This window comes from Hirschia litorea, from assembly GCF_042665075.1.
GTDB classification, from domain to species: Bacteria; Pseudomonadota; Alphaproteobacteria; order Caulobacterales; family Hyphomonadaceae; genus Hirschia; species Hirschia litorea.
On the sequence record NZ_JBHTBR010000002.1, the window covers coordinates 583,528 to 608,386 of the forward strand.

A 24,859-nucleotide genomic window follows, 5' to 3' on the forward strand; every position below is an offset into this window, starting at 1 on the left:
TACTTATGTTTTAGCTTTAATGACGACGTAAACAGAAGACCAAGAAACCGGAAACCTATAACAAAGTCCCGAGAAGAGGCTCATAAAAAATGTCATCCGATAAAAAACAAAACCTTCAAGACACATTCCTAAACGCAGTTCGTAAAGACAAAGTGCAGCTCACAATATTCCTGATGAATGGCGTAAAGCTTCAGGGTGTCGTCACTTGGTTTGATAATTTTTGTGTTTTACTCAAAGGCGACGGTAGACCGCCTCAACTAGTTTATAAGCACGCGATCTCTACAATCGCACCTAACAGTCCTGTGCGTCTATTCACAGGTGAAGATGGAACCGCAGACGAAGCGTGAAAAATACAGATATGATAGAGATGACACCGGAAGTTCAGACAGCCGGTGTCGTCATTCCTTCTCTCTTTGAAAGACCAATATTTGGGCCCGCCCGGATAGAAGAGACAGAAGGTCTTGTAGAGGCTCTTGGCGTTAAGCTTGGCTTCTCAGATGCCATACGTGTCCGAAAGCCCAATGCGAGTAAGCTATTTGGTGCGGGGCAGTTAGACATTATTGCTGACAAATTGGAAGATAATGAAGCTAGTCTTCTAATTGTGGATTCTGTGTTGTCACCAATCCAACAACGAAATCTGGAAAAACACCTCAATGTCAAAGTGATGGACCGCACCGGTCTCATTCTTGAAATCTTTGGTGTACGTGCGCGTTCAGCTGAAGGACGTCTGCAGGTTGAGATGGCGCGTCAACTTTATGAACGTTCTCGACTTGTGCGAACTTGGACACACTTGGAGCGTCAACGTGGTGGTACAGGATTCTTAGCTGGTCCTGGTGAAAGCCAGCTTGAGGCTGACCGCAGAATGCTTGATCTAAGGATAGCAAAATTAAAGTCGGACTTAGAAGCTGTGCGCCGAACACGTAGATTGCAGCGAGCGGGACGAAAGCGTCGTGGCGCACCTATTGTTGCGCTCGCGGGATATACGAACGCAGGTAAATCAACACTGTTCAATCGTCTTACAAATGCAACTGTATTTGCGGCAGATATGCCCTTTGCTACGCTCGACCCTACGGCGAGAGATGTTGAACTTTCTAGTGGGAAGAAGATTTCCCTTATTGATACAGTTGGATTTATCACTGACCTTCCAACCCATTTGATTGAGAGTTTCCGAGCAACAATCGAAGAAGCTATTGAGGCAGATTTACTCTTACATGTAAGAGACATAAGCCATCCAGAAACGGACCGTCAGGCATGGGATGTAGAGGATGTGTTGCGTCAACTTGAAAAAGAAACTGAAACAGAACGACCACCCGTTCTGGAAGTTTGGAATAAAGCTGACGCGTTGAGTGAAGATGTGCGGGGCGTGATGGAGGCTACTGCTCAAAATCGTGATGATGTCGTGATGACATCAGCAACAAGTGGGCAAGGTGTAGATACGCTTTTAGCAGTCATCCAAGAAAAGATTTTCTCCACGAGCAGAGAGTTTGAGATGAAGCTTGAACCTCGAATGGGGAAGGCTAGAGCGTGGCTTCATACCCATTGCGAGATAGTAAGTGAGAATGTTGATGAAAGTGGCAATATAATTTTGGTCGCACAAATGTCAGCGAGAGAATTGAGCCATTTTGCGCATGAGCATGAAGACATTAACGTTGATGAGATCATTCTATCATCAAGAAACATCGACTTTGAGAGCTAACTTAATCTGCCTGTTTGGCGCGTTGCCAGAGCGCCTTTTGGGCATCTAAGTCTAGTTCTTTGAAGACATTGCCATCATTGCGTGCGGCTAATTCCATTTCTACGAATCTCTTTTTGAATTTGGAATTTGCGCCGCGCAAAGCCGCCTCGGGATCAACTCCGTGTTTGCGGGCGAGATTAGCCACCACGAGAAGAACATCTCCCATTTCTTCTTCGATATGGGTTTTATCACCGCTCTTGGAAGCTTCTTCTAGCTCTGAAAGTTCCTCGTGCAATTTCTCGAGGATATCTTCAGTGCTTGGCCAGTCAAACCCTGTTCTAGCCGCTCTTTTCAATAGTTTTTCCGAGCGCGTCAAAGCGGGCAAAGCTGAAGCGACACCATCAAGTGCGCTAACCGGCGTATTGTCAGTTTGGGCAGCTTCGCGCTCTTTGGCCTTAAGAGCTTCCCAATGTGTTGTTTGAGCTTCGGCGGATTCAATATCGATGGAACCAAACACATGCGGATGCCGGTTTACCATTTTATCAACTATCGCGCGAGCGACATCATGAATGGTAAATATGCCAGCATCTTCTGCAATTTGGCTATGGAAAACAACCTGCAAGAAAAGGTCGCCCAACTCGCTTTTTAATTCCTCCATATCCTTGCGTTCAATCGCTTCGGCAACTTCATAAGCTTCCTCTAGCGTATAGGGGAGTATTGATTCAAACGTCTGCTCCACGTCCCAAGGACATCCGGTTTCTTTGTCACGCAATCTCTGCATTAATCTTACAAGATCAGCGATAGCATTATCAGTGGCAACAAAGGAACGGTCGGTTGAATTAGACATTTTGGTTTCCATAAACTGATTTCATCACCTGCTTAAAGTGTCTATTTATTTGTTCAACACTTGGATCAAAGAAAACGGGGTTCAAAGCTTGCACTCTTTATAAGCGCGAAAACTTTCTGGCCTAACGCCAATTTCAACTCTTTCAGAGATGCACGCGTGATACGGGACTTTAAGCTCGCCCCATTCATGTCCAAATTGAGTTGAGCGAAAGGCGTAGATTCCTCTTCAAGGATTTCTGTAACAACACATTCAACACTATTTCTTATGCTAGAATCTGTTGGCTTAGAAAGAGATATCCCCACGTCTCTTGCCTTTATCAGCAATGATATAGATTGTCCTGGTTTAGCTGTGCTGGCCGTTGGTAAAATAAATTCTCTGTTTTGAACCAGTATGTGCGCCAGCATGAAAACTTCATCAATCTTAGATATCACACCATCTAGTAGAGATGACTCCTCTTGTTTCTCAATACCTAATTGTTCGCTGGTAAGTGAGCTTATTATTGAGGCTGTTGCACCAAATGCAACGCGCTTTCCTTCGGATAATACTAAAATTTGTTTGGTCAAACGCGACACTTCATCAAGGTCGTGCGTGACATAGACAATAGGAATTTTAAAGAGTGTGGGAAGCTGTTCCAAGAAAGGTAGGACTTCGCGTTTCCTATCGTAATCTAAACCCGATAGAGGCTCATCTAACAATAATAGTCTGGGGCGCGTAAGTAGGGTTCTGGCCAAAGCTACTCGCTGCTTTTCTCCGCCAGACAATTGAACCGTTTTTCGGTTAAGCAGAGATGATAATTGTAGGGCGTCAACAACATCGTCGAAAGTAAGGGCCTCGGTTGAAACCTGGTTTCTTTTATGGGCATATTCTAGATTGCCTAGGACACTTAAGTGGGGAAACAATCTGTCTTCTTGAAACATATAACCGATACGGCGTTGATGGACGGGTATATTTACACCTGAACTACTGTCAAAAAAAATAAGACTTTCACCAGACGCACTTTTGTATTCCAACCTTCCAGAATCGGGCGTGTCCAATCCTGTGATTAGTCGAAGAAGGCTGCTTTTACCGCAACCACTTGGTCCAAACAGTGCAACGACATTCTCAATCGGCAATTCTTGATTTACGTCAAGTTTGAGATCACCCAATTGCTTTTTTATATTTAACGACAAACAATTATCCGACATTTATTCGATACCGTTTGTTGTAGGCGTACACACTGAGCAAGATAAGGAATGACATCAGGAGTAAAATTCCCGAGAGTATATGAGCTTGAGCATATTCTAGTGTTTCTACATGCTCATATATCGCAATGGAAATTACTTTTGTTTCTTGAGGAATATTGCCTCCAACCATAAGGACGACCCCAAATTCACCAATGGTATGGGCAAATGTTAAAACGCAGGCAGTTAGGAAGCCTCGAAAAGAGAGAGGAAAGATGACTGTGAGAAATGCATCTAAAGGTTTTGCACCTAGTGACAGCGCGGTTTCATAAGGTTTGCGCCCCAAGCTTTCAAAAGAAGATTGAATTGGCTGTACCATAAAGGGGAGAGAATAAATAAGTGAAGCAATCACTAGACCCTCGAAAGAAAAAGCTAGCGTATCCCCTGTGATTTTCATCCATGTTTTGCCGAAAGCCGCATTCGGGTTGAATGCTATAAGTAGGTAAAAGCCTAAAACTGTAGGCGGCAAAACAAGTGGAAGGGCAATGACGGCCTCTAAAAGAGGTTTCAGCCGAGACTTAGTGTGAGCTAGCCATAGAGCAAAAGGGGTAGCAAGAAAAAGCAATAAAGCAGTCACTATCAATGCTAATTTAATAGTGAGCCAAAGAGAGCTGAGATCAATAATCATATATGCTCAAATTTACTTTGCACGTTGATAGCCATTTTCTTCAATGATCTTCAGCGCCGTGTCAGATTTCATGAAATCAAAAAACGACTGAGCAGCCAAATTCGATTGTGCTCGTTTTAACAACACAGCGTCTTGCTTGATTGGTGAATAATAGTCATCGGGAATTTTCCAGACATTGGGTGTTAGGTCTTTGATATAGGATTGTGAAATTAGTCCAAAATCAGCATTTCCAGTTGTTACCATTGCGTAAGCTTGACCAACATTTTGACCCATAACTATTTGGTGGCGGCGGTTTCCTAATATCTCCATTGAATTTAGTACTTGCTCCGCAGCTACACCGTAAGGCGCAAGTTTTGGGTTCGCGATTGCTATTTTCTGGTCTGGAACTGCGTTTTTTAAAATGCCTTGCCAGTCCTGAATAGTATCGCCTTTCGGAGCCCATAATACCAGTTGACCAATCGCATAGGTAAAGCGCGACCCATTAACGCCGATATGTGAGTGTTCTAGCGCTTCTGCGCGAGACTGGTCTGCTGACAAATAAATATCTATTGGTGAGCCATTTAGGGCTTGGGCGTATAATTGGCCAGATGCGCCAGAAATCACAACGAGTTTATGCTCATAACTGGACTCGAACGAGTGCTGTAATTCTTTCATCGTATTGTGAAAATTGGTCGCTACAGCAATGTTCGCAGTCTCTGCGGCTGCAAGTGGATAGGAGGTAATGCCTAATAAGCTGAAAACGCAAAGAACAAAGCGTCGAAATATCTTCATTCCCAAACGGCCTCCAAGCTTTATTTTATGTGCTGGACACACATAAGGTATAACCGCCTTTATTCATATTAAAGTGGTTGAAAAAAATACAATGCCAAATCGCAGTATAATTGCAAATAAGTTGGTAGATAATGCACTACCGTTCATCGCACATAGAAACGCCTTTTAGTAATTCTGAAAGTGTATTTCAAAAAATTAAAATACATTTATTGCGGTTTATATTAAAGCTAATTCTTTGAAACAATCTAAGCTCGCAAAGCAGTCCAGAGGCCGAATCCATGCGCAAGATAACCCGACACAACGTTAAGCACTCTCTTGCTTTTCTTGCGCTGAGTATAGGCTGTAGCAGTTTTAATCTTAGCTTCGCTGAGGTGACGCGATCCGGCAAAACTGCAGGTATTATTTTTGATCGTATAATGGATGATCCAGTCGAACTTAGAGTTTTCCTACGAGAAATGCCAAAGGGCGGGGACCTACATAACCACTTAACGGGTTCTCCATATGCTGAAGAATACTTAGAGTGGGCCTCAGATCGTGAATACTGCATAGATACAAAAGAAGGCGCGATTAAAGCACCCCCATGTGAGCTTGACGGTGTTATGCCCGCTAAAAACTTGTCTCGCACCAATCCTGAAATATATGCAGCCATAGTAAAATCAATTTCAATGAAAGGTTTCATTGCCGGCAATATTGAAGGTGTGTCTGGTCACGACAAGTTTTTCAACTCATTTGCGCTTTTTGACCCAATCGCGGCGGTTGAGCCGGGTAAAAGCATAGCGTCTGTGCGCCGCGCTGCATCGCGTGATAATGCTTTATACCTTGAAATAATATACAATCCAAAAGCCATAGATGACTTCACCTTCCAAACGAATGATCCACAGTTTAACGGCGATGATTTGGCAGGGGCATTCTCACGCTTTGAGCCATTCATTGCAAATCTCGTTAGTGAGGGCATAGAGCAAACGAATATAGCTGAAGAAGAAGCAAAATCCCTATTGCGGTGTGAGACATCCAAAGCAGAAAAAGCATGTCGTGTCGAAGTACGTTATAATGGATACAGCCTAAGAGTTTTGACGCCAGACAAAGTCTTCCGGCAGCTTGCGCTCAATTTTGCGCTCGCACATGCTGATGAGCGTTTTCAAGGTGTGACGCTTGTTGCGCCCGAAGACGCCCCCAATGCTCTAAAAGATTATAAATTGCACATGGAAATGGTCGCGTTTCTGTCCAAGCAATTTCCGGATGTTTCCATATCTCTGCATGCAGGCGAACTCGTTTTAGGTGATACGCCATCAAGCGCTTTAGCAGGTAATATTGAAGATGCTGTTTTGATCGCTGGCTCACAAAGAATTGGGCATGGGACGGATATAGCATTTGAAACGAATGCTCTAGAAACTTTGGAAACAATGGCGCGTAAAAACATTGCTGTAGAGGTCAGTTTGACCAGCAATGAAAAAATCTTAGGTGTGCAAGGTGCCGATCATCCAATAAATCTATACTTGAAATCGAAAGTGCCAGTGGTGCTATCGACTGATGATCAAGGCGTTCTTCGTATCGATTTGACAGAAGAATACGTTCGCGCTGCCTATGAGCATAAATTGGACTATAGAGCGCTAAAACACATTTCGCGTAACAGTTTAGAATATGCTTTCATTGCAGGTGACAGCATATGGGAGGACCAAATTGTTGGCGGAAAGCTGGTTCCAGCCTGTCAAAAAGACAATTCGGAAGCTTGTATAGCTTTTGTTGAAAAAAGCCCAAAGGCGAGGTTGCAGCTAAAATTAGAAAAACAGTTTGATGTCTTCGAAGACAATATCGTTGAACGTTAAACTATTACCCACTCACCGCATCTGGAATCAAGTTGCAGATATTAGTGTAAAACTTTCTCAGTAAAGACTTGTTCAAGTATATCGTATCCAAAAAAACGAAATACACGTCCAAAACTACTGCAGATAGAATTGAGTCCCTAGCTCTTTAAATATTCGCAAATAAATGAAACACTGCAAAAATTGAGCTTAAACCAGTGCTTGAGGCTTATAGTGACCTTGCAAAATTTCGATATACTTCAAACGCTTAAAAGTATAGATCGCGCCGAAACCTCGGAGTCCGTGCTAAATGTATTCAAATCCTATATTAAACAGCTTGGATTTGATCGCTTTTTTGTCAGCCAACTAGTAAATCCTTTAAGTCCTATGGCTCGCAAAGCCATGATGTTCACTGATTGGCCGGATGATCTAGTTGAAGAGCGCGTAGGCAAGGGCCAAATGCTCAATGACCCCGTCATTATATATGGATTAAGGTCGCGTACACCCTTCACATGGGAAACGGCGTTCAATTATGAAAAACGCTATGGCTCGGGCATGAAAGATGCCGCCGTCGAATATGAAATGAATGACGGCTATATGTTTCCAATGCGTCGTCCGGGAAGTGTCGATGGTGGAATATCTCTAGCGACAAAGCGCTTAGATTTATCACCAGATAAGCGCGCAGAATTAGAGCTAGCTTGTATGCATTGCTATTACAGGCTTGAGGCTCTTCATCCAGCACCACCAGCGGAACCAGAAATTAGACTCGCACCACGTGAGCGTGATGTGCTTCAGTATGCAGCGGTTGGTAAGACATTCTGGGAAATGAGTGTGATTATGGGTATAAGTGAAGCGGCGGCAAAAGATTCCATGCGCCGTGCGCGTCAGAAGTTAGATTGTGTAAACACGACACAAGCTGTTTCCAGAGCGATTTCCCGCGATTTAATATTGCCTTAAACGCGTCAAGCTATCTATCGGATAGTAACAATCATTTGTGATCTCTTGCAAGGATAGGCCATCCCATAAGGAGGCCATAATGATCGAGATTGTTACTTCAGAAAATCGCCATATCTATTATTCACTCATCGAAGACATGTACCGGATGCGGTATGATGTCGTTGTTAAAAAGTGGGGCTGGAAAGTAGAAGGCGCAACTGTCGGGCGCGACAAAGATCAGTTCGATACTGACGACACTGTCTACATCCTTCACCTTGACCCTACCCGTACAATTGTGACTGGTTGCTGCCGTCTAAATAAGACAACAGGACCGAACATGTTGTCTGAATTATATGCTGATGCATGCGACCTTCAAGGCGTTCCATCCTCAAACACTATTTGGGAAGCCTCACGATTTGTGGTTTCCGCAGACTTACGATCACGTCAGCAATATTATGACGTCATGTGGCGTATTGGCGTAGGTGTGAATGAGTATGGTCTCTCAGCAGGGATTAAACAAATTGCATGGTACACTGGTCCTTCATTTTATAACACGATCAACCGCGTTATGGATATTGAACCCCTTGGGCGTCCTAGATTTCACGAAGGCGATCAGGAAACATATATCCCAGCTCTTTCTACTGTGAACGAAGCCTCGTTGATCGCTATGCGTGAGCGTCTTTCAAATCCGCACGAGCGCATCACTTTCGCATTGGCTCCAATTTACCAAATTTCTCCAAAAACTCAGACTATTCCACAAGAGGCTGCGTAGAGATCATGACATTTTCACTTACCTCATTAGAGCAAAAACAAGCATTTGAAGCAGACGGGGTTGTCTGTTTGCGAAATCAAATCTCTCCAGAAGAGATTGAAAGACTGCGTTCAAGTATTGATCGTCAAACACAAGCTGTATCGTCGTCACCAACAGCATATGACTTTGAAAACATTGCTGCTCAACTTTGGGCGGCGAGCAATGGTATTTCAGCGGGTGAAGCTGCACGTTTTGAAGTGAATGCTCTAGCACAAATGATACTGGCGGACCCGACTGCGCGTCCTTTGCAAGAGCCACAAGCTGCAACAAAATCGACAGGTTCATTTGTGTATGATGCATCAGGATGGCGTCATGATGATGGGATACGTGAATTGGCTTTAGACTCTGTGCTTCCTCAACTCGCGAGTGAATTGCTTGGGTCTGAGTGTGTGAATTTCTGGGAAGACACAACTTTTGTGAAAACTCCAAATACACGTCAAAAAACAGCGTTTCACCAAGACCTTGGCTATAACCATTTTGAAGGCGAGCAGAGCATTGTTTTTTGGATCGCTCTAGATGATGTTGATCAACAAAATGGCGGTATGCGCTATGTGAGAGGTTCTCATAAATGGGGGCAAGTTTACGCGCCTAATATGTTTGTTGCCCAAACCACCATGCCGGGTGCGCAAGCTCCCAAGGTTCCAGATATAGAAGCAGATGAGGGCGCATACGATCTTATGCACTTCGATGTGAAGCCTGGTGATATTATTGCACATCATGTTTTGTGCGTGCATGGGGCAGGCGGCAATATGACATCACGTCAGCGCCGTGCGATTTCATTCCAATATTGCGGGGATGATGTGCGCTATTTTGAAAGACCCGGCGCAGCGCCTCGCGCTTACACAATAGACAAATTGAACAATGGTGATCGTTTGTATTCCCGAGATTTCCCTACCGTTTGGCCGCGACCATGGCCGGGAGTGAAGCTATCCAACCTATATGGCGCAATGGATCTTCTGAACTCATCAGGAATTCCATCGCGAACGGCCGCATAAATCTATAATTACCGATTGCCAGCGGGCTGGGGGCTGCATCGGCTAGCATTGAATGAAATCACGATAATGAAAATTCTAATTGTTGATGATAACTACCACAATACATTAATTGTCAGTGGAATGCTGGCCGGTGCAGGTCGGGATATTGATTATGCATGCTGCGGACTCGAAGCTTTGAATCTAGTAGAAACGAAAAAGTTTGACCTCGTCATACTAGATTATCAAATGCCCGATCTTTCTGGGCTGGAAGTTTTGCAGCAACTCAATACCCGTCTAGGAAAGGAACGCCCGAAGGTCATAATTATGACTGCAAGCGAAGACCCTAAGATAGAGAAACAATTCCGAAAGTTGGGGTGCAATGCGTTTCTACAAAAGCCCTTAGATACTAAAGAGCTCTTACTTGCGCTTTAGGTATCCAATTCAATGCTCACTTATCTCCATCAAGCTTGGAGCATAAGTGAGCATTTATACTTTTCGGCATTAACGTAAACAATCGCCCCTAAAATTTCATTTTTGGGCCTCTCTATCTCTAAATCGTTTTAACTCACGCATCTAACACCCTATTAATGCACCTGTGGAGCGGTCTAGCGATGAGTGACGTATCACTCAGATCAAATCGCCTTTCCGCCTAATTCAGTTTGAAATTTATCATCTATGTTGTGGGGTGAGGATAGATTTAGAGATATCCATGCATTTAGGTCTAGCAAAAGTTGCTTCCAATGATGCTTTGCTTGCCTGTTTAAAGATCAATGAACGCAAGGCTAAAGGTGTCACTTAGCGCGCTTACAACAGAACTTCAGCTGCTTATGACCACTGTCTTGCCAGACTAACAGCACGGCGCAAGCAGGCGACCTGCTCAGCTGTACCAGAAGACACCCTAAGCAGCGATGGCAGGCGCTGGTCTATTCTACATCAATGTAAGGATGTTTCCGTATCCGCCATCAGACATTTAAAGCCATGATGGCGGAGAAGGAGGGATTCGAACCCCCGGAACCCGTAAAGGCTCAACGGTTTTCAAGACCGCCGCATTCGACCACTCTGCCACTTCTCCGAGGCGCTGTTCATACATAAACTAAATTTATTTGCAAAGGGCAATCGTGTACTTTTTTTAGAAATTTTTTCAAAGACCTACATAGCGTTAACTATGGGATAGCAGAAAAGCCTTGTTACAGCGGTGGATCGCTATTTTAAATGTTAAACCTGAAACATAATATTTTTTGCTTTAGCGTTAAGGTAAACGCCGTAGTAACCATAAACCTTAAGATAATTAGCTTTGAAATTAACCTTTAATACAAACTCGTCTGGTAATTTACAATCACACGCCGCCATCAAGAGCGGATGACTTGAGAAAAATTCTCGAGTTGCCTTTTAAAACAAAGGGAAGACCAGACCCATGGCAATAGCCACTCTACACAAAGACGCAGTGCGTCTTGGATCCATAAGAAGTGCCGTAATTTGTACGGCTAGCATGTTGAGCCTCGTGATAGTGCCTAATGCGATAGCTGAGAAGCAATCGGCAGCGCCAATTTCTTTCGCAAACGCTAATTCACCCAAACAAGCAAACTACCGCCAATATGCGTCAGCGCCTGTGCAATCAGCAAGCGTGCAGGGGGGGGCAAAGCGGATTGAATATCGTTATCCTGACCAACCAAATATGGCGTATGGAGCCAATGGTCCGCGTCATTTAAGTGCTGGCGCTCAACCAATTGCTTTCGCGTCTTCTACAAGTGCTGTGACCCAACAGCAAGCACAGCAACTTTCAGGTTCAAAGTACATACCTCCGCGTCAGATAGCGCGTGATCCGGCTTTGACTGCCGGCGCTTTTGATGCCCGAGCAGCAGCTCAACATGCTTCAATGCACTCAGCACCAACTATTCCATCAGAACCGCCTCCTGGTTATGCAAAACAGAAAATAGGGGCACCTTATGAGATCTCTGGTCGGTGGTATGTTCCATTTGCAGAACCAAACTATGACGAAGTGGGCATCGGGTCTTGGTATGGTCCACAATTTCATGGGAAACCGTCTGCTACAGGTGAAACGTTTGATCAGTTTGCGCTAACAGCAGCGCACCCAACATTGCCGATCCCGAGTTTGGCTCGCGTCACCAACATTGAAAATGGTCGAAGTGTCGTTGTCCGGATCAATGATCGTGGTCCATTTGTTGATGATCGAATTATAGATATGTCAAAACAGGCTGCTTCTGTCTTGGGATATCACGAAGGTGGAACGGCTAAAGTTCGGGTTCAATATATGGGATTTGCACCTGAAGCTGAAAACACTATTCCCGCTATCTATGTCGAAGAAGCGCGGCGCACCTTAGCCAAAGCTGCTGCAGTCGAACAGAACCAGCAGCCTAAACTTACAAAGGTGAGTTTTATGGAGCAACGCCCACAGTCACAAAATATCGCAGCCTTGCCTCCCGCACCACGGCGTACTTTTCCAACGTCTACAACCAATGCTAGTTTCGCATTGCAAGTTGGTGCATTTGGTGAGCTTGCCAATGCACACAAGATGCGCGCCAAACTGCATGGCTATGGAGATGTTTCGTTAAAAGAAGCACGAATCAATGGTCGAGACATATTCAAGGTCTATGTTGATGGTGGAAATAGCCGTTCAAAAGCTGAACAAATTAAAACTAATCTTAAAGCAAGCGGCTTTGACTCTTTAATTGTGACGAACTAAACGAATTTTTGTCAAAACATACGCATCTTTCGGCTAGAAACATTGACGTTTCTAGCCGAACTGATTTTGTGACCCTATAAAAGCAGGCTAAGGTCGGCTAGTTCCACACTCTGATCCGTTTTATGGTGAAGTTTGATTGCGATAAGAGGTTTCACATGCGTTTTCTACCTGCATTTTTTACTGCTACCTCACTTCTTCTGAGTGGTACGTCTCTACCTGCCCTCGCGGATGCCTTAAATACAAAGGCAGACTACGCATATATTCTTGATGGAGATACAGGCTTAAGTCTTTATTCGAAGAATGGCGATGAAGCCTTTATTCCCGCCTCAATGACAAAAATCATGACGGCTTATGTTGTCTTTGAACGACTCCGTGATGGTCGTTTATCACTTGATGATGAGTTTGTTGTCTCCGAAACAGCTTGGCGCGAAGGTGGAGCTGCATCAGGTGGCTCGACAATGTTTTTAGACTTAGGTTCAAAGGTATCAGTACAGGATCTACTCCGTGGGATCATTATTCAATCAGGCAATGATGCCTGTATCGTAATCGCTGAAGCAATCAGTGGTTCACAAGAGGCTTTTGCAGAAGAAATGACACGACGCGCTCAAGAGCTAGGACTTAAAAGCGCACATTTTGAAAACCCAACTGGTCTTTATTCTGATAACCATCGTGTAAGTGCAGCAGACTTAGCAAAGCTTGCATACCTTACCATTACTGAATTCCCTGAGTATTATGATATTTATGCGGAAAAAGAATTTACGTGGAATGGCATTCGTCAACCAAATAGAAATCCACTTTTGGGTGAAGTTGACGGCGCTGATGGCTTAAAAACGGGACACTTAGAGATTTCTGGATATGGGTTGGTTGGGTCCGCAGTTAGAGACGGAAAACGACGCATTATTGTTTTAAATGGCTTAGAAAGTATCGCTGATAGAGCCTCAGAGGCCCGCCGTGTCATGCGAGCAGCGTTTAATGATTTTAAAGTAGTGGAAGTTATCCAACCCGACCAAATTGTTGGTGAAGCAGAGGTATTTTTAGGTACGAAAAAGACGGTCGAGTTGAAAGCCAATGAATTGGTCAAAGCTGCTCTTCATTCAGACGCAATAAGAGATATTGAGGTCGAACTTGTCTACTCTGGTCCCTTAAAGGCACCCCTGAAAGCAGGTGATATAGTTGGACAGATAGTTGTCACAGCCCCTGGCATGAATGAAATTGTAACCCCAGCCGTGATTGCCGAGTCAGTCGAACGCAAAAACCTTTTCGAACGTGCGTTAGTTGGCTTGGGATTAACTGGGTAAGATAACGTGCATACCTATAAGGGACGATTCATTACTCTCGAAGGCGGAGAAGGCGTTGGTAAATCAACGTTAGCAGCCAACTTAAAGCTGGAGTTAGAAAAAAAGGGCCAAAATGTAGTCCTGACGCGTGAACCCGGTGGCTCAATAGGTGGAGAAACAATAAGAACCCTTGTTTTAAATCCACCACATAGTGATGGTAGCTGGTCTCCTTTAACGCAAACCTTACTCTTTTTCGCTGCGCGAAGAGATCACCTTGAACACGTCATCATACCCGCATTAACTCGTGGAGATTGGGTAATTTGTGATCGTTTCACCGATTCAACGCGTGCCTATCAGGCGGTCGCTGGTGGTGTAGATCAAGACACTATAACTCAATTTGACACTATGGTCGTCGGTGAAAATCAGCCGGATTTAACATTAATACTTGATATGGCACTTGAAGACGCAGCTAAAAGGCGCGTTTTAAGAAATGGGCCTATTGATGCTTTTGAGAGCCTACCCCAAAGTTTTCACGAGAAAGTGCGGCACGCTTTTATTCAAATCTCACAAGTCCATCCAGAGCGTTGTTACTTAGTTGATGCGTCATTGGAGGCAACTGCAGTCACACAAAAAGCGCTAGAAATAGTAAGCAATCGATTGAAACTATCATGAATGATGACATTAATCGAAGTTTTGGGCCAGTTTACGGACATGAAGAGGTTCAAAACGAGCTAATATATGCATTGAAGTCAGGTCGTATGCATCATGGATGGATGTTTACTGGGCCACGAGGCGTCGGAAAGTATAGATTAGCCTTGCAATTTGCTGCATCGCTTTTGTCCGGTCTCACCGATAAACTAGATCTAGAAACTGACGACCATACATCTCACTTGATACTCAATAGCTCACATCCTGATCTTCGAACAGTGCAACGTCCATTTGATGATAAAGGTAAGCAAAAATCAGAGATACCTGTTTCATCAATCCGTGACCTCATTAAGTTCTTCTCACTACGGCCGGCTATGGGGGGATGGAGAATAGCAATCATTGATTCATTGGATGAAATGAACCGAAATGGTGAAAATGCACTATTAAAAACGCTAGAAGAGCCACCACCTATGTCGCTCATAATTCTAGTTGTACACGGCGAAACTCCAATTTTGCCAACAATTAAGAGCCGTTGCAGAACTTTACGTTTTGGTTCGTTAGAAGAAGAAAAAGCATTGCTAGCTTTGCAGAAGGCAGGACTTAAAGAAGTTGACGCTAGAGATGCTCTTTCTTTCGCTCCAGGGCGTCCTGGTAAAGCGATGCTATTGAGGTCAACTGAAGCGCGTAGTGCCGCGAGAGCAGCTAAATCAGCTGCATTGCATCCCAGATCATTAGATTTTCGCGATTTGTCTGAAGTTTTGTCAAATGCATCAAAAACACCAGAGTCTTTTGATGCTGCCTTTAATTCATTATGTTTGGTTGCTTACAATGCAGCAAAAAACGCTGATAATCCAATAAAAGCAGGTGCTTGGGCTGAAACACATGAAAGTCTGGTTCAGCTTTCTGCTGAAACTAAAAACCTCAATCAAGATAAGTCACAAGCTGTAGCTAACGCCATTATGCAGCTGCAACGAACGGGACGCATAGTAGGCCGATGAAACCAGTTTTATTTGACAGTCATATCAATTTACATGGCGAACAATATGACAGCGATAGAGAAGAGGTTTTAACTAGAGCGCGCGAGCTTGGCGTCTCTCGGTTTATATCTATATGCGATAAACTAGAAAACTTCACTGTTATACGTGATCTTACTGAAAAGCACGACGATATGTGGTGCTCAGTAGGTGTGCATCCTCATTATGCTAAAGATTATTCAGAACTTGATGAGAATGAACTTATCAAAATAGCTCAAGATCCCAAAGTATGTGCAGTAGGAGAAAGCGGCCTCGATTTGCATTATGGTTACAGCGATATCGACCTACAGGAAAAAAGCTTTCGGAAGCACATATCAGCAGCACGACAATCAAGCTTACCTATTATAATTCATAGTCGTGAAGCTGATGAATTAATGGGGAACATTTTAGAAGATGAAATGACTAAAGGTCGTTTTCAACCACTTATGCATTGTTATACTTCTGGAATGCAGTTAGCCGAGCGCGCCATGAAGCTTGATGCATACTTTTCAATCTCCGGTATTATCTCTTTCAAAAAGGCCGATGATGTTCGTGCAGTTGCTTTAGAAATGCCCTTGAATCGGGTAATTCTTGAAACTGATTGTCCATATTTGGCACCCATGCCTTACCGTGGTCGCCGTAACGAACCAGCCTATCTTTTAGAAGTTTGTAGATCGTTTGCAGAACTTAGAGGCATGACTGTTGAAGAAATGGCCAATCTAACCACAGAGAACTGCTTACGTTTGTTTGGGCGCGTTAAATGAGCCAAAATCAAGGTAGAATTCAGTTTAGAATACTTGGGTGTGGATCTTCCGGTGGCGTTCCGCGCATTAATGGCGATTGGGGGGTATGTGACCCCGAAGAAAAGAGGAATCGCCGCTCACGGTGCTCTGTGCTTGTGAGAAAGTGGGATGATCCGTCCGGTGATCCTACACAAATTCTAATTGATACGTCGCCAGATATGCGCGAACAGCTATTAGCAGCAAACGTTAAATACCTTGATGCAGTCATCTACACTCATGATCACGCGGACCAAACTCATGGAATCGATGATTTAAGAGCAATCGCATATACAAACAAAATTCGACTTCCAGTTCATATGGATGCGGTTACGGGTGCATCCCTTATGAAGCGATTTGCATATTGTTTTTATGGTGGAGGTGGATACCCTTCAATTTTAGATCCTCAATTGGATGTCGAAGTAGGCACAAGTTTGAATATTGACGGTCGTGGAGGTAACATTTCGATACTTCCTTTGGATCAAGACCATGGGCGTATTCGTTCGCTAGGATTTCGGGTGGGTTCAATTGCATATTGCAATGATACGGTAGGACTTCCAGATCCTACCTTGGATGCCTTACAAGGCGTAGATACACTCATAGTAGATGCTTTGAGATATACTGAACATCCATCTCATGCACACCTTGATTTGGCATTAAGTTGGATAGACAGTGTAAAGCCCAAGCGCGCAATACTTACCAATTTACATATAGATATGGACTATCAAACCTTGTGTCGTGAATTACCTGTAGGTGTCATGCCCGCTTATGATGGAATGACATTGGAAGGTGATCTTTAGGGTTATTGGTTTTACATTTCACATAATGCTGATTATGCGTCATGTAAAATGCAGGTATTATTGTGAGCTATGATAGATTATTTCCGTGCACAGTATTTCCAATCGGATTTGGATGAGACCTTTAATTCACCCCGTCTTGTGGTTTATACCCAAGAACTTTTTTGGCATGTGAGTTGTCTCGAAATAGTTTGCGATTGTCAGATGTCGCCCAAAAGATATCGAATTTGATTTCTGGTGGAGCGTCAATGCAAAGCGTTGTTAGTTGCTGCAGATCACGATGACTTGACCAGTTAGCCTGCCCTCGACCAGGTCCTGCTACGTCGTCTTGAAGACAATAACTTATCCTCAGATTGATCACTGACATATCCGACGTAGCCGCATAATATCGACCTAAATCTTCACCAAACAACTTAGTCACTCCGTAAAGTGATATGGGCTTTGGCTCAGAATACTCGTTTATCATTTCCCACGTTTCAGGGACTGGAATGTTGTCAGTTGATACGAGGGATTTATAAGGTTCTTCCAACTCATAACCGTTCGCAACAGCACCGGAGCTAGCGAGAATTACACGTTTTACACCAGATTGCTTAGCGGCCTCTAACACATTGTATGCGCCCACGATATTATCGCGAAGCATAATATCCCAGCCTGCATCCATTCCCTCGCTACTGCTCTGACCGCCGCCAGCCGCGAGGTTTAAGACCACATCAATGCCCTTCATTGCTGGGTATAGAGACTCGATGTCTCCAATATCAGCTTTAAAAACACGTTCGGAAGGAATTCCGTCCACGCCACTCCTAGACAGAGCGCTAATTTCGTATCGTTCTTCGAGCGCTGGGCGTAAAGTACGCCCCACAACGCCGTTTAGCCCTGTAACGAGAAGTTTTAGTTTATTCTGCATGATAACTCCAAGATTGGCTAATAAGCGAATGTGTAGTAGCCAGTTTCTCGACGCTAATTCACACTCAAAACGTTGTTTTTATTGACGGTTCAAAACTAGGTTTAGGGATTGTAAAACTTATTTTAGTCCCGTTACCCACCTCTGATTTCAGAGAAATTTCTCCACCGTGTGCTTTTATAACTTTGTCAGCTAAAGCTAGACCCATTCCTGAGCCTGGAAATTCTTCGTTGGTAACTCCCCTACGTAGGATTTTGAAAACGTGTTGATACAATTTAGCTGGGATTCCTATCCCATTGTCAACAAAATGCAACTGCCAAAAGTGAGGTAATTCTTCTGCCTGTATAGAAACAAGTGGTGGCATACTCTGTTTATGATAAATCAAAGCGTTTCTAATCAACTCTGCAAACACTATTTTTATGTGTGCTTTATCCGCCCAAACAATGGGAAGTTCCCCGACTTCAAAAATGGCCTTCGTATCAATTATTAATGCACTGAATTCTGATCTTATTTCATCGATTAGCAGATTGCATTCCACCTCAGAATACGGTTGAGTTTCGGTATTCAATCTCGAGAACTTTAGCAGGCTAGCTAAAAGAGCTTTTCCGTTATCGGCACCGTCGATAACAAAATTTAAATAGCGTAAGGTTTTCTCATCAAAATTTGCGTCATTATGTTTTGCAATTATTCGCGCGAACCCTTCGATTTGTCTAAATGGTGCGCTTAGATCATGCGAAACGAGGTATGCGTATTCTTGGTACTCAGCCTTCAAATCAGCGAGTTCTTGACGAAGCTTAGTAAGATCATCCTCTGCACTAGACATTGTAAAAGTGCCTTCTAATTATCTTTTTCTGTACTCAGGGGTAAGCAAACAATATCAACCCAAAAATTTTCAACCTGTTGTACAACTTCCATAAACTTCAAGGCATCTACAGGCTTAACTATGTAACAATTTGCGTGAAGGTCATAGCTTGAAATAATGTCTTTATCAGCTTGTGAGCTAGTTAAAACAATGACGGGTATACGCTTTAAGTCAGAAGAATTTTTAATTGCTTCCAAGATTTCCCGCCCATCTGTTTTTGGTAAGTTTAAATCTAACAATACAATATCCGGTCGTGGTGCGTCCTCATATCCATTTCTACGAAATAGAAAGTCCATAGCAGCGTCACCATCTTTAGTTATGTGCAACGTATTGCGAAATTTGGCTTCTTCAAAAGCTTCGCGTGTTAGTTCGATGTCGCCGTCATTATCTTCTATGAGAAGAATATCGGCGAGCTTTGAGGTTCTATTCATTGGTAGTTTCCATTGTTATGTTTGGCCAAAGTAAAGTAAAATACAGTGCCCTTGCCCTTAGTTGATTCCACCCATATTTCTCCTCCGTGACGGGCCACAATTTTCTTGCAAATAGCTAGCCCGACACCGGTCCCTGAATATTCATCCTGTCTATGAAGCCTCTGAAAAACATCAAAAATTTTCTTTAGATGCCGTTCTTCAATACCAATTCCGTTGTCCTTTACAGAGAACCGCCAATGACTGCCGACGTCTTTGCATTTAACTTCAACACGCGGACAATTCTCAAGTGGTTGGTATTTTAAGCCATTAATTATTAGGTTTTGAAAAAGTTGGTAAAGTTGAGTTTCATTGCCGATAACCTTTGGCAAATTGAAATAGGTAAGTTCACCACCGCATTCATCTAAGTTAGTTTGCATGATATTTTGAATGTCAGAATGAAGTTTCTCCAAATCTACGAGAACAGGTTTTTGTGTATCTCGATCCAAACTTGAATAGGCCAATATGTCTGCAATAAGATCTTGCGCTCTTGTTGCCCCGTCTATGACGTATTTAAAATACCTTTGACCTTTATCGTCTCCCTCAAGTTTGTGTTCTAGATGGTTTTGAAGTTTAGTTGAAAAACTTCTGATCATTCTCAGTGGTTCTTGCATGTCATGCGAGCACACATAAGCGAACCTCTCTAACTCTTCATTCGAATCATTTAATTTATCAAACAACTTGTCACGCGCACGTTCCACCTGCACGCGCTCGCTAATGTCTTTTATAATACCACTATATAAAATGCGATTTGAAATAGAAATTTGGCTGACAGACAGTTCCATAGGAAACTCAGTTTGGTCGCGCCGTAAACCGTGAACTTCTCTTCCAAATTCGATCACTTTATTGGATGGTTGTGATTTGGATAAATGTTTATCATGCTCGGCTCGATAAGCTGCGGGCATGAGCAGTTTAATGTTTTTTCCGATGACCTCATCCCGAGCATATCCAAAGATCTTCTCACAGGCAGGGTTAAAGGTTTCGATTAAACCATCGGTATCTATTGTTATTAGTCCGTTCACAGCGTTTTCTACCACCACTCGGTAACGCTCTTCGCTATCTTGTAGCGCTTCCGTTTTTGATCTGAGGAGCTTATTTTTCCATTTGGAAAGAATAGTAGAGTAAACAAGAAAGCCAGTCAGCAAGGAAAAAAGAACGCCACCAAATAAGACAACTTGCGGCAGAGAAGTCTGATGATCTCGTACAAATCTAGAATTCGCAGTAAGGGTGACAGCCCACTGCCTATCAAATGCGTTGATAGTTTTAAATGATTGAAAGTTTTTAAGTTTAGAAACTTCCGCGTTTCCTAATCCATTGTGGAACAGGACATTTGTGCCTTCTGTTACGTCCAAACTAAAACCATCAATTTGGTCTGGTAAAATAACAGATTTCATAAAACTGGAGATTTCAAAGGTTGAGATCAGCACTCCAGAAGAAAGATTGTTCCTCTCTATGGGTATATAGACTCTGAAACCAACTGCTCCACCTTCTAAATTCAACGGTGGAGATAATGTCGGTTTTTTAAACTTCACAGCTTTTTGAAACGACATTAAAGCATCGTTTTTGGAGGAATCTAAAACACCTATTGGCCCTTCGCTACGCTCCACTGTGTCTACCCAGCGTAAGTTTTTAGAGATATCCACCCATGCTATTCTTTGGAGTCCGACAAAATCCTCAAGATAATAACTTGTATCTTTAAGCCAGTCTTTCTGCGAAGTTAGAATGTTGCCCTCCAGACGCTTGGACATTCGCGTAAGAGCTTTTTCAATATGGTCTAATTGGTCTGAAATTCGCCTAGCTACGAAATTGACTTCTTCTTCTATGCTTTCTCTTACGATCTCCTGCTCTTGCTCGCGAAGTTTCTGCCACAAGGCTGCTGAAAGGAGGAGTGCTACAAAGATAGTAAAACCGCAAAACCAAAGATGGGCGCGCATTTCCCATTTTGCTGGGTCTTTCCACCATGTAAAGGTAACAATGCTCAGTCCCACTGCAGCAAACGCAAAAGAGGTGTGTAAAGCCATTTTGGGAAAATTGATCCAGGCGTATGTCGTTTCTAGAGCAGCTATAGATCCAATGAATGCTACCACACCGAAGGCCAAAATTAGGGACCCCAATACTCTGGAAATTGTTTGAATATGGCGATAGGTATTGAAGAACACCTGTGAGATTAGAGCTCCTCCAACAAGTAAAAAACAAATACTCGTATTGGGAGACATTCTACCTGGAAAAGCGGCATTCGGAATTGGGTAGTACTTCATAAAAAGTAGATCTATGCCAACGTTAGTGTTGGACAGATATTGGTAAATCGTAGTGGCAGCTATGCACCAGACAAAGAGACTCGCAAAAAACACAATCTTATATCGTTCATAGTGCAGGCTAAGAAGGCCAACACCAGACAAAACAAAGCACAAAGCTGTGTTGAACTGCATTATTGCAAATGAAGGAGGTAATTGAATTATAGGAGTATATTTTAAGAACCATCCGCCCAACACGAAGATTCCGATCAGCAGTGATAACCAGCCGGACAATTTTGCTGTCAATAAAAAAAGTCTTGCTGATCCTAAATTGTTCATGATCCCCCCCACAGTACTTAACCTCTTTCTAATTATCTCCGTTCTCAACCGTCACCATTTCGTTCAGCCCTAAATTGTACTGTGATCGTACAGCCATCAAGCCTAAAACTCTATTATACGTTGAATAATTCCAAAATTACTTAGTGCGCTATTGTTCTTCTTTGCATCTGAACTAAATTCGTTTTGTATGCATTTCCGATATAGGAATGCGGAAACCACTTGAAAAACTGAATTGGAATGCAATTAATAGTATGTTTTTATGAGGAATATTATAAAACTATCAGCATTTCGGCTAACGAATACTGAATTGGTTTGAACACTCTTGCAGAAAACTTTAGCTCACACTTTGAGACTAGTATAATATAGCGCCACAACGGCAAAAAAATAGAATATCTACAAAAACCTTCACCTGACGCATTACAACGCTGGATAAACGATTCGGAATCCTATGTGAGATGCAGAAAAGTCCTTCTCCTGAGATTCTCTAGCCGCCGGCCGAAACCTTTGGCAGAAATTATCTGCACAAAGAAACGATCCACCTTTTATACGGCCTTGGTTGTCCCCCTCGTATTCACTTTCAACCCATTCCCATGCGTTGCCGATCATATCGTACAAGCCGTAACCGTTTGGCTCATAGCAACCTACTGGAGCAGCCCCCTCAAACCCATCTGCTTGGGTGTTTGAGATCGGAAATATCCCTTGCCACGTATTTGCATGGTCAGTTTTCTGCGACGGTCTGCCTTTTCCCCATGCAAAAACTTCACCGTCCAAACCTCCTCGGGCGGCAAATTCCCATTGCTCTTCGGTAGGTAAGCTGCCTCCTGCCCATTCGGCATAAGCTTTTGCGTCATGATATGAAATATGAACGACAGGGTAATCCATCCTATCGACGATATCAGATCTGGGCCCGTTGGGGTGTTCCCAATATGCCCCTTCAACAAACTCCCACCAAGTTTGTCCAGCTTCAACATTTCCTGTCGCACGAAAAACCGCCGACCCAGCAATTAAAGCCTCTTGGGGCAAATCTGGGTGCAACTCAGCGCTTGGAACTTGCTCCACTATCGTCTTGTACCCAGTTTCATCCACAAAGGCTTTAAATTGTCTATTCGTAACTTCGTGAATATCTATCCTAAAAGGAGCTACTGTTTTTGTACCAGCTGTTAATTTCTCTTCTGGGTACACCGCGCCGGCCCCCATTTGAAATTCACCACCAGGGATTAGGACAGTAGTGTCATCCGGAGGCGCAGGACAAACTCTTTGCGGCTTTTTCGTTTTTGCTTGCGCAGACTCATTACTTTCAGATTTTACTTCTTCTATTTCTCTAGAACAACCTGTCAGAAAAATAGCGCAGGTAACCATCACGGCAGGAAATAGAATAGAGCTTTTCATAGATAAGGGACTCAGTATTTTCTCTGATTTACAGTGTGCGAAGTGTCTACAAATCTTTGTCGCAAATATCCAAAGACTTCGCAATCGTCTTTGGCTGAATTATATTACAAAAAGGGAATGATACCGCTTTTACTGACTTCAAACTTGTTTCGCTCAAAGCAGTATCATTCTTTAATCGATGTTATTACGATTTGACGGCTTCAATTCGGATGTCATCCAAGAAGAAATCCGTTCCACCATTCAGAACATCGTCACTCAATATTTCCAACTTCAATTGGTCATTTTCATGAGATGCAGAATCTTTTGTAAACCGTTGCTTTAGCGTGATCCATTTTCCGCGCGTTTGTGGTTCGAGCTGGAAAGGCTCGATAACCACTTCCGGTGAAGTCAAACTTACACGTAGTTTTTTCGGTTGAATTCCATTTTTTAGAAGAATCTTGAATGATAATTCGTATTCACCTGGTGCCAATTGGATACCGCCTTCAGGTGTCTTGATTTCAAGATCAGGCTGACCGCTACGCGATACATATTTCAGGCTGTTTACACCATTATACCAGCGGTTCTTTGTAATACGAAAATTGTTTTTTGCAGCCTCATCAATAACCCAGAATTTCTGATATTCATTGTCCGTGGCATCTTCAGGAAGAAGATCTAAGGGTTTTTCAACATCTTCAAACAACATCGGTCCCTCAAAGCCGAAGAAAGCCTCATGTTTCTGTAAAAGATTGGTCGATGGCTTTTGCCATACGCGTACATAATCGATTTCAAAGTCGTTAGGTAACTCATCTTCAGTTGGCACGCCTAACCACTTGAATATCTCAGAATCCAACCAAAGTTCCATAGGATTGTTGAGGACCCAATCGAGACCTAAGCTTTCTCGCGTTTGGTGAAATTGCAGTTCGCCATCAATGTAGAATTTGAGATAATCGACACCCCATTCCGCACCATATGTATGAAATTGCTCAGATACATTGTGGTCCAACTTGTGTGAATAGCCAAATGCGCGTGTCGGTCGAATAGCGGGCGGACTCCAGTCATGTACGGTGAGCTTTGTTTTGTTGCCGGAGATACTCCCTTGAGTTTGTGGTTTTCCCATTTGCTCAAAGATATCTAATTCTTGCTCAAACCCGATTGCCCAAAATGCGCTTGTCATGGATGAAGGGTTAGCTTTTGATCGAACCTCCATATAACCATTTAAGAAACGTTTCTTGCTGACAATAGCAGCCGTAGTAACCGGAACAGGCTTTCCTTCAAGCATTCCGTAAGGGTCATTATGCGCACCGTCTGCATATGTTTCTTGGGCAAATGCATAGTCAGGCTCCCACTGGGAACGCAATTTTAAAAGACCATCTTCAAGGATTACGTTGTGAGGAGCAAATTGAGAAGGTGCACGTCCCTTCCAGATATAGAAATCGTTATCCTTACCCTGCACCAACCATTTATCATGATCGATCTCTGAGCCGTTAAACTCATCGCTTATGTCAGGGTTTAATACCCAACCACCCTCGTTTGTCGGATCTGATGCAGGAGATATTTCGCTACCTGAAACTTGCAGCACTTTTTCGACGGCAGGCTTTACGTCTTCAGAGATTGGTTTTGTTTCTGAAACGGGACCATTACATCCTGCGATCGCAAGGCTTGGTACAAAGACCAAACTTAAAAGACTTAAACGCATCACTATTTCTCTCCTCTATCCTTTTTAACATACTGTTCTTACTGAAACATATGATCAATGGCTATATAGGATGTAAAATAATGTTTGCGGAAATCTGCAGTGTTGCTGCT

At 43.2% G+C, this 24,859-nt stretch carries 23 protein-coding genes and 1 tRNA gene; 13 read left to right on the forward strand and 11 right to left on the reverse strand.

Features of this window, described 5'->3' with window-relative positions; all coding sequences use genetic code 11:
• Nucleotides 1-89 precede the first annotated feature (89 nt).
• Nucleotides 90-347: an RNA chaperone Hfq gene (hfq, locus tag ACFQS8_RS02825; protein WP_382165510.1), complete on the forward strand. Its 258-nt coding sequence runs from the start codon at nt 90-92 to the stop codon at nt 345-347.
• Entirely contained in the window at nt 344-1,696 is a 1,353-nt protein-coding gene (hflX, locus tag ACFQS8_RS02830) for a GTPase HflX (RefSeq protein ID WP_382165512.1), read from the forward strand. The genes hfq and hflX overlap by 4 nt, the downstream gene beginning before the upstream one ends.
• A gap of 1 nt (nt 1,697) precedes the next feature.
• On the opposite strand, the gene mazG is transcribed toward hflX, so the two are convergent.
• From mazG to modA, 4 genes are all read right to left on the reverse strand, one after another.
• Nucleotides 1,698-2,522: a nucleoside triphosphate pyrophosphohydrolase gene (gene mazG / locus ACFQS8_RS02835; protein ID WP_382165514.1), complete on the reverse strand. Its 825-nt coding sequence runs from the start codon at nt 2,520-2,522 to the stop codon at nt 1,698-1,700.
• Between the two features lie 65 nt (nt 2,523-2,587).
• Entirely contained in the window at nt 2,588-3,691 is a 1,104-nt protein-coding gene (gene modC / locus ACFQS8_RS02840; protein ID WP_382165515.1) for a molybdenum ABC transporter ATP-binding protein, read from the reverse strand.
• Nucleotides 3,692-3,695: 4 nt separating this feature from the next.
• Entirely contained in the window at nt 3,696-4,370 is a 675-nt protein-coding gene (gene modB / locus ACFQS8_RS02845) for a molybdate ABC transporter permease subunit (RefSeq protein WP_382165517.1), read from the reverse strand.
• A 12-nt stretch (nt 4,371-4,382) separates the two neighbouring features.
• Nucleotides 4,383-5,141, reverse strand: a complete 759-nt coding sequence (gene modA, locus ACFQS8_RS02850; RefSeq protein ID WP_382165519.1) for a molybdate ABC transporter substrate-binding protein — start codon at nt 5,139-5,141, stop codon at nt 4,383-4,385.
• 278 nt (nt 5,142-5,419) lie between these two features.
• On the opposite strand from modA, the gene ACFQS8_RS02855 reads away from it, so the two are divergent.
• From ACFQS8_RS02855 to ACFQS8_RS02875, 5 genes are all read left to right on the forward strand, one after another.
• On the forward strand, nt 5,420-6,967 hold the full coding sequence (locus ACFQS8_RS02855; RefSeq protein ID WP_382165521.1) for an adenosine deaminase: 1,548 nt from the start codon (nt 5,420-5,422) through the stop codon (nt 6,965-6,967).
• A gap of 210 nt (nt 6,968-7,177) precedes the next feature.
• Complete coding sequence (locus ACFQS8_RS02860) at nt 7,178-7,900, forward strand: helix-turn-helix transcriptional regulator (protein ID WP_382165523.1); 723 nt, start codon at nt 7,178-7,180, stop codon at nt 7,898-7,900.
• Between the two features lie 79 nt (nt 7,901-7,979).
• Nucleotides 7,980-8,651, forward strand: coding sequence for an acyl-homoserine-lactone synthase (locus ACFQS8_RS02865; RefSeq protein ID WP_382165525.1), 672 nt, complete (start codon nt 7,980-7,982; stop codon nt 8,649-8,651).
• 5 nt (nt 8,652-8,656) lie between these two features.
• A complete protein-coding gene (locus ACFQS8_RS02870) occupies nt 8,657-9,685 on the forward strand; it encodes a phytanoyl-CoA dioxygenase family protein (protein WP_382165527.1) in 1,029 nt (342 codons plus the stop codon).
• A gap of 66 nt (nt 9,686-9,751) precedes the next feature.
• Complete coding sequence (locus ACFQS8_RS02875; protein ID WP_382165528.1) at nt 9,752-10,096, forward strand: response regulator; 345 nt, start codon at nt 9,752-9,754, stop codon at nt 10,094-10,096.
• A 550-nt stretch (nt 10,097-10,646) separates the two neighbouring features.
• On the opposite strand, the gene ACFQS8_RS02880 is transcribed toward ACFQS8_RS02875, so the two are convergent.
• A tRNA-Ser gene (locus tag ACFQS8_RS02880) sits at nt 10,647-10,736 on the reverse strand.
• A gap of 342 nt (nt 10,737-11,078) precedes the next feature.
• Between ACFQS8_RS02880 and ACFQS8_RS02885 the strand changes: the two genes are divergently transcribed.
• The 6 genes from ACFQS8_RS02885 (at nt 11,079) to ACFQS8_RS02910 (ending at nt 16,885) form a co-directional block, all read left to right on the forward strand.
• The gene (locus ACFQS8_RS02885; RefSeq protein WP_382165530.1) at nt 11,079-12,368 is read left to right on the forward strand and encodes a septal ring lytic transglycosylase RlpA family protein; all 1,290 of its coding nucleotides are present in this window, start codon (nt 11,079-11,081) and stop codon (nt 12,366-12,368) included.
• Nucleotides 12,369-12,523: 155 nt separating this feature from the next.
• Nucleotides 12,524-13,666: a D-alanyl-D-alanine carboxypeptidase family protein gene (locus ACFQS8_RS02890; protein WP_382165532.1), complete on the forward strand. Its 1,143-nt coding sequence runs from the start codon at nt 12,524-12,526 to the stop codon at nt 13,664-13,666.
• Between the two features lie 6 nt (nt 13,667-13,672).
• Complete coding sequence (gene tmk / locus ACFQS8_RS02895; protein WP_382165534.1) at nt 13,673-14,317, forward strand: dTMP kinase; 645 nt, start codon at nt 13,673-13,675, stop codon at nt 14,315-14,317.
• Nucleotides 14,314-15,291 carry a DNA polymerase III subunit delta' gene (locus ACFQS8_RS02900; protein ID WP_382165536.1) on the forward strand — a complete coding sequence of 326 codons (978 nt, stop codon included), beginning with the start codon at nt 14,314-14,316 and terminating at the stop codon, nt 15,289-15,291. The genes tmk and ACFQS8_RS02900 overlap by 4 nt, the downstream gene beginning before the upstream one ends.
• Nucleotides 15,288-16,070, forward strand: coding sequence for a TatD family hydrolase (locus tag ACFQS8_RS02905; protein ID WP_382165538.1), 783 nt, complete (start codon nt 15,288-15,290; stop codon nt 16,068-16,070). Before ACFQS8_RS02900 ends, ACFQS8_RS02905 begins: the two co-directional genes overlap by 4 nt.
• Nucleotides 16,067-16,885, forward strand: coding sequence for an MBL fold metallo-hydrolase (locus ACFQS8_RS02910; protein WP_382165540.1), 819 nt, complete (start codon nt 16,067-16,069; stop codon nt 16,883-16,885). Before ACFQS8_RS02905 ends, ACFQS8_RS02910 begins: the two co-directional genes overlap by 4 nt.
• A 121-nt stretch (nt 16,886-17,006) precedes the next feature.
• On the opposite strand, the gene ACFQS8_RS02915 is transcribed toward ACFQS8_RS02910, so the two are convergent.
• The 6 genes from ACFQS8_RS02915 to ACFQS8_RS02940 all read right to left on the reverse strand — a co-directional run bounded on the left by ACFQS8_RS02915 (nt 17,007) and on the right by ACFQS8_RS02940 (nt 24,749).
• Entirely contained in the window at nt 17,007-17,786 is a 780-nt protein-coding gene (locus ACFQS8_RS02915) for an NAD-dependent epimerase/dehydratase family protein (RefSeq protein ID WP_382165542.1), read from the reverse strand.
• A gap of 64 nt (nt 17,787-17,850) precedes the next feature.
• Nucleotides 17,851-18,606 (reverse strand): sensor histidine kinase, encoded by a 756-nt coding sequence (locus ACFQS8_RS02920; RefSeq protein WP_382165543.1) that lies wholly within the window; start codon nt 18,604-18,606, stop codon nt 17,851-17,853.
• A gap of 14 nt (nt 18,607-18,620) precedes the next feature.
• Nucleotides 18,621-19,076: a response regulator gene (locus tag ACFQS8_RS02925; RefSeq protein ID WP_382165545.1), complete on the reverse strand. Its 456-nt coding sequence runs from the start codon at nt 19,074-19,076 to the stop codon at nt 18,621-18,623.
• On the reverse strand, nt 19,073-21,685 hold the full coding sequence (locus ACFQS8_RS02930) for an ATP-binding protein (RefSeq protein ID WP_382165547.1): 2,613 nt from the start codon (nt 21,683-21,685) through the stop codon (nt 19,073-19,075). Before ACFQS8_RS02930 ends, ACFQS8_RS02925 begins: the two co-directional genes overlap by 4 nt.
• 417 nt (nt 21,686-22,102) lie before the next feature.
• Nucleotides 22,103-23,074 carry a formylglycine-generating enzyme family protein gene (locus ACFQS8_RS02935; RefSeq protein ID WP_382165549.1) on the reverse strand — a complete coding sequence of 324 codons (972 nt, stop codon included), beginning with the start codon at nt 23,072-23,074 and terminating at the stop codon, nt 22,103-22,105.
• A gap of 184 nt (nt 23,075-23,258) precedes the next feature.
• The gene (locus ACFQS8_RS02940) at nt 23,259-24,749 is read right to left on the reverse strand and encodes a family 16 glycosylhydrolase (protein ID WP_382166575.1); all 1,491 of its coding nucleotides are present in this window, start codon (nt 24,747-24,749) and stop codon (nt 23,259-23,261) included.
• Between the last annotated feature and the right edge of the window lie 110 nt (nt 24,750-24,859).

Coding starts and splice junctions, on each gene's coding strand:
- ACFQS8_RS02910 (WP_382165540.1), top strand. CDS start 16,067: ATGAGCCAAAATCAAGGTAGAATTCAGTTTAGAATACTTGGGTGTGGA.
- ACFQS8_RS02925 (WP_382165545.1), bottom strand. CDS start 19,076: ATGAATAGAACCTCAAAGCTCGCCGATATTCTTCTCATAGAAGATAAT.
- ACFQS8_RS02905 (WP_382165538.1), top strand. CDS start 15,288: ATGAAACCAGTTTTATTTGACAGTCATATCAATTTACATGGCGAACAA.
- ACFQS8_RS02865 (WP_382165525.1), top strand. CDS start 7,980: ATGATCGAGATTGTTACTTCAGAAAATCGCCATATCTATTATTCACTC.
- ACFQS8_RS02915 (WP_382165542.1), bottom strand. CDS start 17,786: ATGCAGAATAAACTAAAACTTCTCGTTACAGGGCTAAACGGCGTTGTG.
- ACFQS8_RS02875 (WP_382165528.1), top strand. CDS start 9,752: ATGAAAATTCTAATTGTTGATGATAACTACCACAATACATTAATTGTC.
- ACFQS8_RS02870 (WP_382165527.1), top strand. CDS start 8,657: ATGACATTTTCACTTACCTCATTAGAGCAAAAACAAGCATTTGAAGCA.
- ACFQS8_RS02930 (WP_382165547.1), bottom strand. CDS start 21,685: ATGAACAATTTAGGATCAGCAAGACTTTTTTTATTGACAGCAAAATTG.
- ACFQS8_RS02920 (WP_382165543.1), bottom strand. CDS start 18,606: ATGTCTAGTGCAGAGGATGATCTTACTAAGCTTCGTCAAGAACTCGCT.
- ACFQS8_RS02855 (WP_382165521.1), top strand. CDS start 5,420: ATGCGCAAGATAACCCGACACAACGTTAAGCACTCTCTTGCTTTTCTT.
- mazG (WP_382165514.1), bottom strand. CDS start 2,522: ATGTCTAATTCAACCGACCGTTCCTTTGTTGCCACTGATAATGCTATC.
- hfq (WP_382165510.1), top strand. CDS start 90: ATGTCATCCGATAAAAAACAAAACCTTCAAGACACATTCCTAAACGCA.
- ACFQS8_RS02890 (WP_382165532.1), top strand. CDS start 12,524: ATGCGTTTTCTACCTGCATTTTTTACTGCTACCTCACTTCTTCTGAGT.
- modB (WP_382165517.1), bottom strand. CDS start 4,370: ATGATTATTGATCTCAGCTCTCTTTGGCTCACTATTAAATTAGCATTG.
- modA (WP_382165519.1), bottom strand. CDS start 5,141: ATGAAGATATTTCGACGCTTTGTTCTTTGCGTTTTCAGCTTATTAGGC.
- ACFQS8_RS02940 (WP_382166575.1), bottom strand. CDS start 24,749: ATGCGTTTAAGTCTTTTAAGTTTGGTCTTTGTACCAAGCCTTGCGATC.
- ACFQS8_RS02900 (WP_382165536.1), top strand. CDS start 14,314: ATGAATGATGACATTAATCGAAGTTTTGGGCCAGTTTACGGACATGAA.
- ACFQS8_RS02935 (WP_382165549.1), bottom strand. CDS start 23,074: ATGAAAAGCTCTATTCTATTTCCTGCCGTGATGGTTACCTGCGCTATT.
- ACFQS8_RS02885 (WP_382165530.1), top strand. CDS start 11,079: ATGGCAATAGCCACTCTACACAAAGACGCAGTGCGTCTTGGATCCATA.